This is a genomic window from Streptomyces sp. NPDC033221 (genome assembly GCF_055577005.1).
The window spans coordinates 207,661-220,434 of record NZ_JBVIQN010000013.1 but is presented as its reverse complement, the minus strand read 5'-3'; the positions used below and the strand labels follow the sequence as shown (position 1 = coordinate 220,434).

Sequence of the window (12,774 nt, the reverse complement as noted above, 5' to 3'; positions counted from 1 at the left end):
CGTCTCCTATCAGTCCGACGGCCAAGGTCGGCCGGCGGCGGTCGATCACGTACGGACCACGCTCGCAGTGCCCGGCGGCCCGGACCAGTGACAGTGCTGACGGCCGGCACCAAATTCCTGCCACGCCGTGCGGGCCATATCCTTCGGGGATGAGCGCTGGTTCCGTCGCGGTGGTCGTGACCGAGGAGATCGGTGTCCCGTCGTGGGACCTGTACGAACTGAGCATCCCCTGCACGGTCTTCGGCAAGCCCCAGCCCGACCTGGCCGACCCGTGGTACGACCTGCTGCTGTGCGGCACGGGCGAGCGGACCGGCGAGGACGGCCCTCGGAGCGCGGCCGGGCTGGCGCTGCGCACGCCGTACGGCCTCGACGACCTCGCCGGCGCGGACACGGTCATCGTCCCCTCCGTACCGGACCCCTGCGTCGAGGAGGGCAGGCCACTGCCGCCGGCCCTGATCGAAGCGCTGCGCCGCGCCCACGACGCCGGTGCCCGCATGGTGTCCCTGTGCACCGGGGCCTTCGCGCTCGCCGAGGCCGGACTCCTCGACGGCCGCCGCGCCACCGCCCACTGGATGCACACCGCCCAGCTCGCCGAGCGCTACCCGAAGGTGCGGGTCGACGACTCGGTGCTGTACGTGGACGACGGCGACGTGCTCACCAGCGCCGGGCTGACGGCGGGCCTCGATCTCTGCCTCCACCTGGTCCGGCGCGACCTGGGCGCCCACGTCGCCAACCAGCTGGCCCGCCGCATGGTCGTGCCCGCGCACCGGCCCGGCGGCCAGGCGCAGTTCGTCGACCTGTCCGTGCCGGCCACCGACGACGAGGGCCTGGCCCCCGTGCTGGCCTGGGCGCGCGCCCACCTCGACCGGCCGCTGACGGTCGAAGACCTCGCGGAGCGCGCCGCGCTGAGCCCGCGGACGTTCTACCGGCGCCTCCAGGCGGCCACCGGCACGACCCCGCTGCAATGGCTCCTCGACCAGCGCCTGGCGCGCGCCCAGAGCCTGCTGGAGTCGACGGACCTGCCGGTCGAGAAGATCGGCGAACTGAGCGGCCTCGGCACGGCGAACAATCTGCGGCACCACTTCCTCAAGCGTGTCGGGGTGTCGCCGTCCGACTACCGCCGCGCCTTTCCCCGTACGGCTCCGGAGGCATCGCTCGCGGGGTGAGGTGAGGCGTGGGGCGCTTAGAGCCTGTCTTTGAACCCCCGCCTGCGCCCCGACGCACTCCCCCAAGCTCTTCGAGCAGGGGGACCCCCATCGCACGCACCGACCGCCGCTGCGCCCGCCCTCCGGGCGGACGACGGGGGTTCAAAGACAGGCTCTTACGCCTCACCCGCTGCCGGTCCCCTGCGTATCCACCACCCCATGCCGCCCCGCCCCCGAAGCGAATCGCTCCGCGCCCTCCAGTGCCTCCGCCAGAACGCCCTGCCCATACCGGAGTTCCGCGGCCATGGCGGCTTCCTCCGGGAGGCCCTCCTGAGCCAGGAGGGAAGCGCGGTCGCTGCGCAGGCACGCCTGGGGGAAGCGGGCGATCGCGGCGGCCAGCTCCTCCGCCTCGGCGCGGGCCCGGCCGGGCGGGACGACCCGGTCGGCCAGGCCCATGCCGAGTGCCTCGGCCGCGCCGACCGGCCGCCCGGTCAGCACCATGTCCAGGGCCCGGCCGGTGCCGACGAGCCGGGGCAGCCGTACCGTACCGCCGTCGATCAGCGGCACTCCCCAGCGGCGGCAGAACACCCCGAAGACCGCGTCCTCCTCGGCGACCCGCAGGTCGCACCAGAGGGCCAGCTCCAGGCCACCGGCGACCGCGTGCCCGCTCACCGCGGCGATCACCGGCTTGGCCGGCCGCATCCGGGTGGGGCCCATCGGCCCGTCGCCGTCCGCCGCGACCCGGTTGCCGCGCTCGGTGCCGACCGCCTTGAGGTCGGCACCCGCGCAGAACGTGCCGCCCTCACCCCACAGGACCGCGACATGCGCTCCGTCGTCCGCTTCGAAGCCTCGGAAGGCGTCGGCCAGTTGGCGCGCCGTGGAGCCGTCCACGGCGTTGCGTGCCTCCGGCCGGGCGAGGATGACCGTCGTCACCGGGCCGGCCCGCTCGACCCGTACCGTGCGGGCCGGTTCGCCGTCCGGGCCGCCGCCGGTCATCCGGTGGCCTCCGAGGGGAGTACGGGGCGCGCCCGGTCCAGGATCGCCGTCAGGTCGGCCGTGGCGGGCAGTGTCCCGAAGGCGTTTCCCCACTCCCCGTCGAGGCGCGAGGCGCAGAACGCGTCGGCCACCGCCGGGTGGCTGTGCTGTACGAGCAGCGCGCCTTGGAACGCGAGCGCCATCCGCTCCGCCAGGGTCCGGGCAGTGCGCTGCGCCTGGTCCGGGTCGCCGAGTGTGCCAAGCATCTTGCGGATGCCCGCGACGGCGGTGTCCAGCCGCCGGTCGGCGCCCGCGGCCGCGTCCACCTCGGCGAAGTACGCGTCCAGCGCGGCCGGTTCCTTGGCGAGCGCGCGCAGCACGTCCAGCGCGGCGACGTTGCCGGAGCCCTCCCAGATCGACAGCAGCGGCGCCTCACGGTAGAGCCGCGGCATGCCCGACTCCTCCACGTACCCGTTGCCGCCCAGGCACTCCAGGGCCTCCGCCGCGTGCGCGCTGCCCCGTTTGCACACCCAGTACTTGCCGACGGCCAGCCCCAGCCGGCGCAGCGCGGCCTCGTGCGCGTCCCCGGCGTGGGCCCGGTCGACGGCGGTCGCCAGCCGCATGGCCAGCGTCGTCGCCGCCTCCGACTCGATCGCCAGGTCCGCCAGTACCGCCCGCATGAGCGGCTGTTCGGACAGCGCGCGGCCGAACGCGTGGCGGTGCGCGGTGTGGTGCAGCGCCTGCCGCAGCCCGGCGCGCATTCCGGCCGCCGTGCCGATCACGCAGTCCAGCCGCGTCATGTTCACCATCTCGACGATGGTCCGTACGCCGCGCCCGGGCTCGCCGACCGGCCAGGCCACCGCCTCGTCGTACTCGATCTCGGAGGACGCGTTGGAGCGGTTGCCCAGCTTGTCCTTCAGGCGCATCAGCCGCATCGCGTTGCGGGTGCCGTCGGGCAGTACGCGCGGCAGCAGGAAGCAGCTCACCCCCTCGGCCGTCTGGGCCAGTGTCAGGAACACGTCGCTCATCGGCGCCGAGGTGAACCACTTGTGGCCGGTGACGCGGTACGTGCCGTCGCCCGCGGGCACCGCCCGGGTCGTGTTGGCCCGGACGTCGGAGCCGCCCTGTTTCTCGGTCATCGACATGCCCGCGATCAGGCCCGCCTTGGACAGCGGGGGCCGCAGTCCGAAGTCGTACGAGCGGGCCGCCAGCAGCGGTTCGTACCGCTCCGCCAGGGCCGGCTCGGCGCGCAGGGCGGGCACCGCGGCGTAGGTCATGGAGATGGGGCAGCCGTGCCCCGGCTCGGCCTGTGACCAGACGTAGAACTTGGCCGCGCGCACGAGATGGGCACCGGGCCGGGGCTCGGCCCACGGCGCGGCGTGCAGCCCGTGCTCCACTGCCACGGTCATCAGCCGGTGCCAGGCAGGGTGGAACTCCACCTCGTCGATCCGGTGGCCGAAGCGGTCGTGGGTGCGCAGCCGGGGCGGCTGCTCCTCGGCCACCCTGGCCTGCTCCTGGACCGCTTCCGTCCCGGCGAGCGCGCCCAGCTCCCGCACCTCGCGCTCACCCCACCCCGCGTCCGCGCGGCGCAGCGCCTCCAGCAGGGCCGGGTCGTCCGCCGTGCTGAACCCGGTCAGCGGCGGCGCCTGATTCACGACTTCATGGGTGACGGTCATACCGGGAACGTTACAGAATCACGACAGGCGCGGGAAGGGTGTAATGGAGTGAGGGATGAACGATCACCGGGTCGGCCGCTGCGCCCGGCCCGCTTAGGGTGGAGGCCGATCAACGGACTTCGAGGTGACTGAACGTGACAGAACCGGGCCGGACCACCGGGGAGAGCGGTGCGGACCGTACGGACCGTGCGGGCGGGGCTCGCGGCAGACGGCGGGTGCCGCTGCTGCTCGCGGTCGCCGGCGCCGCCTACCTGCTCGACCTGGGCAGCAAACTGGCCGTGGTCGCGGAGCTGGAGAACCGCGCCTCCGTCAAGGTGCTCGGCGACTGGCTGGAGCTGACGGTGCTGCGCAACTCCGGCGCCGCGTTCGGCATCGGCGAGGCGACGACCATCCTGTTCACGGTCATCGCGGCGGCCGTCACGGTGGTGATCTTCCGGCTGGCGCGCAAGCTCTACAGCGTCCCCTGGGCGATCGCGCTGGGCCTGCTGCTGGGCGGCGGACTCGGCAACCTGACCGACCGCCTCTTCCGCACGCCCGGCCACTTCCGGGGCGCGGTGGTCGACTTCATCCACGTACGCGGCTTCAGCATCATGAACCTCGCCGACTGCGCCATCGTCTGCGGCGGCATCCTGATCGTCCTGTTCTCCTTCCTCGGGTGGGAGCTGGACAACAAGGACAAGCTGGCAAGCGCGGGCGGGACGGGAGAGGCGGCCGTCACCGCCCCGCCGGGCGCCTCCTAGGATTCCGGCCGATGGACCACGACACCTCCGTACGCGACGACGCCGGGCACCTCGGCCTGCGGCCGCTCACCGCCCGCTCCATCGTGCTCAGCACCCTCCTCGGCCACCACCCGCCCCGGCTCCCGGCGCGCGCCCTGGTGCGCGTCGGCGAGCTCTTCGGCATCGCCGAGGGCACCGTACGCGTCGCCCTGTCCCGGATGGTCGCGGCGGGCGACCTCCGGCAGGCGGAGGGCTTGTACGGGCTCACCGCACGGCTGCTGGAACGCCAGGCGCGGCAGGACGAGAGCCGTACGCCGCGCACCCGGCACTGGGACGGCGGCTGGGAGATCGCCGTGGTCACCGCCGAAGCGCGGCCGGCCGCCGAACGGACCGCACTGCGCCAGGCCATGGCGGAACTGCGGCTCGCCGCACTGCGCGAAGGCACCTGGCTGCGGCCCGGCAACCTGGAGCGCACCCGCCCGGCCGTGGTCGCCCGGCAGTGCACCCTGCTCACCGGCACCCCGGACGGCGACCCGGTGGAGCTGACGCGCACCCTGTGGGACCTGGACGGCTGGGCGGCAGGGGCCCGCGCGCTGCTCGCCGCGCTGTCCGGCGCCGCGTCACCGGCCGGGCGCTTCACCGTCTCGGCCGCCGTGCTGCGGCACCTCCTCGCGGACCCGCTGCTGCCGGACGCCCTGCTGCCCGCCGACTGGCCGGGCACCGAACTGCGCCGCCGCTACGACTCCTTCGAGGCCGAACTGCGCGACCTGCTGCGGCAGTACGTGACGCCCGGCGGCGCGCCCTGACGCAGGCCCCTCCGGGTACGGGCCTCAGCGGCCCTCGAAGAGGAAGTCCAGGAAGAGGGTCGCCGACAGCAGCGCCGCGCTGCCGCCCGCCGTGAGCCCGTTACGGGTCATCCGCGCGTCCAGCCGGACGAACGCCTTGCGCCCGCGCGGGGTGCCGAAACCGCCCGACGACAGCACGTCACGCGCGTCCATCTGCACCGACAGCAGGCCCTGCGAGCCGCCGCGCTGCAGCAGCGTCGTGTCGTCGACCGTGGACAGCAGCGCGAGCAGCGCGTCCATCCGGGCCGTCACCTCGGAGGCGCCGGACGCGCGGGACTGGCGCAGCGCCGGCAGGGCCACGCCCAGCACGTTCGGGAAGCCGGAGCGGGCCTGGCCGACGGCACCGGGCACGCCGTAGTACTGCCGGGCCCGGCCGCCGGGCGACCGGCTGGCCGCCGGGGCGCCGCCGTCCGGCAGGCGGGCCAGGGTGGCCGCCGCCTCGCAGGTCTCCACGTCGGAACGGCAGTTCGTGGCGGCGGCACCGGCCACCAGCAGCCCCACGGACCACAGCGCGCCCCGCTTGCCGGGCGCGCCCGCACCTGCCTGGAGGGCGCGCTGCTCACCCGCCCGGCCCAGGCGCCCGAGCTGTTCGCGCAGCCGCCGGTCCAGCGGCCGGCCCACGGCGGCCTCGGCCATCGAGGCGAAGGGGGCGTGCAGCAGCTCGGCGGAGTGCAGCGCGAGCGGGTCCGGCTTCGGGGCCAGCACCGTCTGCGCCGTACAGGCGGCGACGGCGAGGTCGGCGAGCCGCAGCGGGAGGGGGCGGTCCGGGGAAGGGTGCGGGACCGTGTGCAGGATGGGTCGCTCCTGCACCGGCGGCACCTCGCCGCGCGCGGCCTCCGGCCACAGCCTCTTCATGATCGACCGGCCGCGGACCGCGGAACGGACTGAAGAAGTAGGAGTACCCATCGGTTCGCGCTCCCTCCGTGTTACGCCACGCCCTCCCGAATCCCACTCAAAAGAGTACGGCTTCGCCCACCCGGCCGACGCTCCACCCCCTTGGTATGTCCGGTCTGCGCCCCCGCGCCATACTCCCGGCGCACCTCGGCGCCGGTCACCCGCCCCACGCCCGGCCTTGGCGCATCCTCCAACCGGCCTCGCACATGCCAGGTACTTTCGCACGGCATAATTGCAGATGAGAGCGCATCTGCCATACGGTGCCGCACATGCAGTCCTATACGATCGGCCAGGCCGCACGCCTGCTCGGCGTCAGCCCCGACACGGCCCGCCGCTGGGCCGACGCCGGCCGGGTCCCCACCCACCGGGACGAATCCGGCCGCCGGCTGATCGACGGCCGCGATCTGGCCGCGTTCTCCACCGAACTCGCCAAGAGCGGCGCCCCGGAGGAGGACACCTCCCACACCTCGGTCCGCAACGCCTTTTCCGGCATCGTCACGGCGATCAAGCTGGGCGACGTGGCGGCGCAGGTGGAGATCCAGGCCGGTCCGCACCGGCTGGTCTCCCTCCTCACACGGGAAGCCGTGGAGGAACTGGGACTGGAGGTCGGCGTGCGGGCCACCGCCCGCGTGAAGTCGACCAATGTCCATGTCGACCGAGCCTGACGCGCGCCGTACCCCGCGTCCGTCCCCAAGGAGCCGATCCCGATGTCCCGCACCCTCGGCGTCACCCGGCGCCGCGCCGCCGCCGCGGCCCTGACCGTCGCCGTCCTCGCCCCGCTCACCGCCGCCTGCGGCAGCGGTGACGACTCGTCCGCCGCGGACGGAAAGACCACCATCAAGGTCCTCGCCGCCGCGTCGCTGACCAATGTCTTCGCCAAGGCCGCCGACGCTTACCACAAGGAACACCCCGGCGTCACGGTCAAGTTCTCCTTCGCCGGCTCCCAGCAGCTCGCGGCCCAGGTCAACCAGGACTTCCCGGCCGACGCCCTGGTCACGGCGGACACCAGGACCATGGACGGGCTGCACGGCAAGACCGGCGAGCCGCAGATCATCGCGAAGAACCGCCTGGTCATCGCCACCGCCGAGGGAAACCCCAAGCACATCACGGGCCTGCGGGACCTGGCCGCCACCAAGAAGCTCAAGGTCGTGCTCGCCGCGCCCGCCGTGCCCGTCGGCCGCTACAGCAAGAAGGTCCTGGACCGGCAGCACATCACCGTGCAGCCGCTCTCCCAGGAACAGGACGTGCGCGGTGTGCTGAGCAAGGTCGAACTGGGCGAGGCGGACGCGGGCATCGTCTACGCCACCGACGCGATGACCGCGCCCGACAAGGTGGACGCCGTCCAGGTGCCGGACCAGCAGAACGCGATCGCCGAGTACCCGGCGGCCACCCTCAAGGTCTCGCAGCACGCCAAGGAGGCCGACGCGTTCGTGAAGTGGCTCGGCGGCGCGCAGGCGCAGCGGATCCTGCGCGACGCGGGTTTCCAGAAGCCGTGACGGCGCCGCGATCCGTCACCTCATGAAGCGCGACCACCGCGGCCGGAAGGCCGCCCCGGGCCTGCGCGCCCCCCTGGCCCTGGCGCTGCCCGCCGTCCTGGCGGTGGCGTTCCTGCTGGTGCCCATGGCGGGCATCCTCACCCGTACGTCCTGGGGCGACCTCGGCACCCACCTGACCTCCGCCGAGGTCACCGAGGCCCTGCGGATCTCCCTGGTGGTGTCCTTCTGGGCGCTGGGCCTGTCCCTGCTGCTCGGCGTGCCGCTCGCCTGGCTGCTGGCGCGCGTCGACTTCCCCGGTAAATCCGTGGTGCGCTCCCTCGTGCTCCTCCCCATGGTGCTGCCGCCGACCGTCGGTGGGGTGGCGCTGCTCCTCGGCTTCGGGCGGCGGGGCCTGCTGGGCGGCCGGCTGGAGAGCTGGTTCGGCGTACAACTGCCGTTCCACACCGCGGGCGCGGTGGTCGCCGCGACCTTCGTATCGATGCCGTTCCTGGTCATCAGCCTCGAAGGCGCACTGGCCGGGCTGCACGCGCGCTACGAGGAGACCGCTGCCTCGCTCGGCGCCGGGCCGCTGCGCGTCTTCTGCACGGTCACCCTCCCCATGATCGCTCCCGGCCTCGCCGCCGGCGCCGCACTGACCTGGGCGCGGGCGCTCGGCGAGTTCGGCGCGACCATCACCTTCGCGGGCAACCTGCCGGGCGTCACCCAGACCCTGCCCCTCCAGGTCTACCTGCTCCTCCAGGACAGCCCCGAGGCCGCCACCTCCGTCTCCCTGCTGCTGCTCGTCATCGCGATGGCCGTCCTCGTCGCGCTGCGCGGCCGATGGGCGGGCGGGGGCGGCACGGTCCGGGGGCGCACGAGCGGCGCGGTGACGCGTACGGACGCGGACGGCGACGGGGCACCGGATGCCACCGGCACCTGGCCCGACCACCTGACCGGCGCACCCGACACCCCCGGCACGCCCGCCTCCCCGGGCCCGGCCGACGCCACCACCGCGTACGCCGACGGCGCCGACGCGGCCCCCACCGCCCCCGGCGGCCCCGCCGACGGCACCCGCACCGGGCGGTGGCCGCTGCACGCGGACGTCACCGGCTTCAACCGGCTCACCCTCGACGCCGCCCCGGGCACCACCATCGCCGTCGTCGGCCCCAACGGCGCGGGCAAGACCACGCTGTTGCGCGCCCTGCTCGGCCTCACGCCGCGGGCGCACGCCGTACTGACACTGGGCGCGCGGGACGTGACCGCCCTGCCGCCGCACCGCCGCGACGTCGCCTGGGTCCCGCAGGACGGCGCGCTCTTCCCCCACCTGACGGCCCTCGGCAACACGGCGTACGGGCTGCGCGCCCACGGCACCGGCCGCGCCGAGGCCCGCCGCGAGGCCCAGCAGTGGCTGGACCGGCTCGGCGTCGGCCACCTCGCGCACCGCCGCCCCGCCCAGCTCTCCGGCGGCCAGGCCGGCCGGGTCGCGCTGGCCCGCGCACTGGCCGCCCGCCCCCGCCTGCTGCTGCTCGACGAGCCGCTGGCCGCCCTCGACCAGAGCACCCGCGCGCACGTCCGGCACACCCTGCGCCGGCACCTGGCCGGCTTCGGCGGTGTCTGCCTGATGGTCACTCACGACCCGGTCGAAGCGGTCTCGCTCGCCGACCGCGTCCTGGTCCTGGAAGACGGGCGCACCCTCCAGGACGCCACCCCCGCCGAGGTGGCCCGGCACCCGCGCTCGCCGTGGGTGGCGCGGATGCTCGGCCGCAACGCGTGGCCCGGCACCGCCACCGGCGACGGGCTGCGGCTCGCGGGCGACGGCCGGCTGGTGGCTGCCGACCCGCTGCCCGAGGGCACCGGAGCGCTGGCGGTCATCGGCCCCGAAGCGGTCTCCGTGCACCGGGTGCGCCCCACCGGCAGCCCGCGCAACGTCTGGTCGGGACGGGTACGGGAGATCACCGCGCTGGGCAGCCGACTGCGGATCCTGATCGGTTCGCCGGAGGTGCCCGACCTGGTCGGCGAGATCACCCCGCAGGCCGCGGCGGAACTCGGCCTGGCCGAGGACACCGAGGTCTGGGTGAGCGTGAAGGCGACCGAGGTGACGCTCGTACGGCTGTGACCGGGCGGCGCTCGACCGGGGGGGGACGCCCGTACGGCTGTGCTGCCGGCCGTGCGGGCCGCCGTCTGCCGTACCGGCCCAAACCCTCCGTACGGATGGTGGCGTTGCGCCGTCCCTGGGGGTCCGTGCGCGGTGCGTGCGGACCCCCGCCGCGCGTGCCCCGAGCCCCCGAACGCGCTCCGACGGCACCCCCGGCTCGGACAAGCGCTCGATACGCCCGGGCAGACCATGCGCTCCACCTCGGGGGGTGCGCCCCTACCCGGCAGAAGGGGGCGCCATGCGGAGCCGTCGGCCCCCACTCCGGCGGTGCGGAGGCAGGCCGTACCGCCGGGACGCTCCCGCGCGCTCTGCCGGTGCCTTCCGTGGCCGTGGTTGTGTCGTACTCGTCGAATTCATGACGGCTCGGGAAACACCACGCAGGCTCTCGGTGGAACCGCGGGAGAATCGCCGCGGAAAAGCCGGGAAAGGGCGTGCGTTCGCGGGGCGTCATGCATCCCCATGGCCGCCGGGAAACCGGCGGTGAGCGACGGGAGCACGTCGATGGAATTTCCTCAGGGAACGGAAACGAGCGGACGCGGTGAGGTCCGGGGGCGCGGGGCCCGGGGAGCGACGGCGGCAGCGGTCCTGCTGGCGGCCGGCGCGTTGAACGTGGCGGCCGACGGGCCCGCCGAGGCCCGCAGCGGCGCCACGTGGGACCGCCTGGCCGGCTGCGAGAGCGGCGGCAACTGGCGGGCCGACACGGGGAACGGGTTCTCGGGCGGGCTGCAGTTCGCCCACTCCACCTGGCGTTCCTTCGGAGGCGGCAGGTACGCCTCCCGGGCGTCACGGGCGTCCCGGGCCCAGCAGATCAGGGTCGCGGAACGGGTACTGGCACGCCAGGGCTGGGGCGCGTGGCCGGCCTGCTCGGCCCGGCTGGGCCTGCGCGGGTCCGGCGCCCGGCACAGCGCACCGCACTCCGAGGCGCGCCGGCCGGCGCCGCGCGCCGACACGCAGGCCCGCACGAACGGCAGCGGCCGCTACCGCGAGCGGCTGCGCAGCCCCCGGCACCGGGACCGGCAGTACGGCAGCCGGTACGGCCAGCACAAGCAGGACAAGCACCGGGTCACCAGGCCCCAGCGGAAATCCGGCGGCCATGTCGTCAACCCTGGGGAAACGGTGAGCGGTATCGCGTACGCCCACGGCTGGGGCTGGCGGGAGTTCTACCGGCTGAACCGCCAGGTGATCGGTGCCGACCCGAATCTCATTTACCCGGGGATGCGGCTCGACGTCCGCCGTTCGGGAACCGGCTGACCATGGCGGACCGCGGCAGGTAATCCCTTCCCACCCTCCCGGGAATTCCCCGTGACGAATTCCCATGGAACGGCGGTCCGGCTGGGGGCGGGCGGACCGCCGCGGGAAGCGGTGGGCACCGGCAGGCCGTCCGTGGCGCCACGGACGGCCTGCGCCGGGCCGGGCCCGACTGCCGTTCACCCGGCGGCTGTTCATCCGGCGGCCGTTCACTCGGTGGAGCGCCGCCGCCGTACCTCGTAGGCGGCCAGGACCACGCCCACCGTGAGCAGACTCAGCCAGAACTGCGCCCGGCTGTCCGGCAGCACGGCCATCGCCACGATCACTGTGGCCATCAGCGCGACGGTGGCCCGGCTGAGCCAGGGGAACAGCCACATCCGCAGCGTCAGCCGCTGCGGATCCTCGCGTTCCAGCGTGCGGCGCAGGCGGAGCTGGGCGATCGCGATCGCCAGGTAGACGAACAGGGCGATGGCGCCGTAGGAGTTGATCAGGAAGCGGAAGACGACGTCGGGGGACGCCCATGCCGCGATCACCGACAGGTAGCCGGCGGACGTTCCGGCGAGCAGCGCCCGGCGCGGCACCCCGCCACGGCTGAGCCGGGTGAAGCCGCGCGGCGCGTCCCCGTTGCGGGTCAGGGCGAACAGCATCCGCGACGAGGTGTACAGCGCGGAGTTGAGGCAGGAGAGCACGGCGACCAGGACGACGGCGTTCATGACCGTACCGGCGGCGGGCACGTCCAGCCGGTCCAGCACCGCCGCGTACGGACTGACCTCGACGGCCCGGGACGTCCACGGCACGACCGCCACGACGACGAACACCGACAGCACGTAGAAGCCCACCACGCGCAGCACGATCGAGCGGATCGCCGCCGCCACGGCGCGCTCCGGCTCCACCGACTCGGCCGCCGCGATGGTCACGATCTCTGCACCGGTGAAGAAGCCGACGCACGGCACGATCGCCGCGAGGACCGCGCCGGCGCCTTCGGGCGCGAAGCCGCCGGAGCCGGTGAGGTGGGCCAGGCCGCCGTGGGCCCGCGGCCACAGTCCGGTCAGGTACAGCGCGCCGAGGAAGAGGAACACCACGATCGCGATGACCTTGACCGACGAGAACCAGTACTCGAACTCGCCGAAGGAGCGGGCCGAGACCATGTTGCTCGCGGTCAGCAGCGCCATCAGCGCCAGGCTGACGGCCCACAGTGGCACGCCGGGCAGCCACAGCCGTACGATCCGGCCGCCCGCCACCGCCTCGACGGCCACCACGATCACGAAGAAGTACCAGTACAGCCAGCCGACCGTGAAGCCGGCCCGGTGCCCCAGGGCCTCCCGCACATGGGCGTAGAACGAGCCGAGGGCGGGCCGGGCCACCGTCATCTCCGCCAGCATCCGCATGATCAGGACGGTCAGGAGACCGGCCGCGAGGAACGACAGCACGGCGGCCGGCCCGGTGTCCCGGATGACCACGCCGCTGCCCACGAAGAGGCCCGCGCCGATGACACCGCCCAGCGCGATCAGGTTCATGTGGCGCCGCTGGAGGCCTTTGCGCAGTTCCCCGCCGGCCTGTCCGCCGTCCGGTGCGGTGGCCGGTGCCGTCTCCTGTGATGTTCCCGTACTCATGCGGGCCGACGCTATCGGCGCAATCCTGC

General features: G+C 74.2%; 11 protein-coding genes. 7 read left to right on the top strand and 4 right to left on the bottom strand.

Annotated elements, in window-relative coordinates; genetic code table 11:
* The first annotated feature begins 170 nt into the window (after nucleotides 1–170).
* Nucleotides 171–1,166, top strand: coding sequence for a GlxA family transcriptional regulator (locus ACZ53K_RS19645; protein ID WP_468838011.1), 996 nt, complete (start codon nucleotides 171–173; stop codon nucleotides 1,164–1,166).
* A gap of 162 nt (nucleotides 1,167–1,328) precedes the next feature.
* Here ACZ53K_RS19645 and ACZ53K_RS19640 read toward each other — a convergent pair whose 3' ends face one another.
* Nucleotides 1,329–2,141, bottom strand: a complete 813-nt coding sequence (locus ACZ53K_RS19640; RefSeq protein ID WP_468837946.1) for a crotonase/enoyl-CoA hydratase family protein — start codon at nucleotides 2,139–2,141, stop codon at nucleotides 1,329–1,331.
* Nucleotides 2,138–3,796, bottom strand: a complete 1,659-nt coding sequence (locus ACZ53K_RS19635; protein WP_468837943.1) for an acyl-CoA dehydrogenase family protein — start codon at nucleotides 3,794–3,796, stop codon at nucleotides 2,138–2,140. The genes ACZ53K_RS19640 and ACZ53K_RS19635 overlap by 4 nt, the downstream gene beginning before the upstream one ends.
* 134 nt (nucleotides 3,797–3,930) lie before the next feature.
* On the opposite strand from ACZ53K_RS19635, the gene lspA reads away from it, so the two are divergent.
* Both lspA and ACZ53K_RS19625 read left to right on the top strand, forming a co-directional pair.
* Nucleotides 3,931–4,536, top strand: a complete 606-nt coding sequence (gene lspA, locus ACZ53K_RS19630; RefSeq protein ID WP_468837940.1) for a signal peptidase II — start codon at nucleotides 3,931–3,933, stop codon at nucleotides 4,534–4,536.
* An 11-nt stretch (nucleotides 4,537–4,547) separates the two neighbouring features.
* On the top strand, nucleotides 4,548–5,321 hold the full coding sequence (locus ACZ53K_RS19625) for a PaaX family transcriptional regulator C-terminal domain-containing protein (RefSeq protein WP_468837937.1): 774 nt from the start codon (nucleotides 4,548–4,550) through the stop codon (nucleotides 5,319–5,321).
* 24 nt (nucleotides 5,322–5,345) lie between these two features.
* Here ACZ53K_RS19625 and ACZ53K_RS19620 read toward each other — a convergent pair whose 3' ends face one another.
* Complete coding sequence (locus tag ACZ53K_RS19620; RefSeq protein WP_468837935.1) at nucleotides 5,346–6,170, bottom strand: triphosphoribosyl-dephospho-CoA synthase; 825 nt, start codon at nucleotides 6,168–6,170, stop codon at nucleotides 5,346–5,348.
* A 353-nt stretch (nucleotides 6,171–6,523) separates the two neighbouring features.
* On the opposite strand from ACZ53K_RS19620, the gene ACZ53K_RS19615 reads away from it, so the two are divergent.
* From ACZ53K_RS19615 to ACZ53K_RS19600, 4 genes are all read left to right on the top strand, one after another.
* Nucleotides 6,524–6,919: a TOBE domain-containing protein gene (locus tag ACZ53K_RS19615; protein ID WP_468837932.1), complete on the top strand. Its 396-nt coding sequence runs from the start codon at nucleotides 6,524–6,526 to the stop codon at nucleotides 6,917–6,919.
* A gap of 42 nt (nucleotides 6,920–6,961) precedes the next feature.
* A complete protein-coding gene (gene modA / locus ACZ53K_RS19610; protein WP_468837929.1) occupies nucleotides 6,962–7,750 on the top strand; it encodes a molybdate ABC transporter substrate-binding protein in 789 nt (262 codons plus the stop codon).
* A 22-nt stretch (nucleotides 7,751–7,772) separates the two neighbouring features.
* Nucleotides 7,773–9,845, top strand: coding sequence for an ABC transporter permease (locus ACZ53K_RS19605; RefSeq protein WP_468837927.1), 2,073 nt, complete (start codon nucleotides 7,773–7,775; stop codon nucleotides 9,843–9,845).
* A gap of 540 nt (nucleotides 9,846–10,385) precedes the next feature.
* Nucleotides 10,386–11,135 (top strand): transglycosylase family protein, encoded by a 750-nt coding sequence (locus tag ACZ53K_RS19600; RefSeq protein ID WP_468837924.1) that lies wholly within the window; start codon nucleotides 10,386–10,388, stop codon nucleotides 11,133–11,135.
* A gap of 206 nt (nucleotides 11,136–11,341) precedes the next feature.
* Here the strand turns inward: ACZ53K_RS19600 and ACZ53K_RS19595 are convergent, their stop codons facing one another.
* A complete protein-coding gene (locus ACZ53K_RS19595; protein WP_468837921.1) occupies nucleotides 11,342–12,745 on the bottom strand; it encodes an amino acid permease in 1,404 nt (467 codons plus the stop codon).
* Between the last annotated feature and the right edge of the window lie 29 nt (nucleotides 12,746–12,774).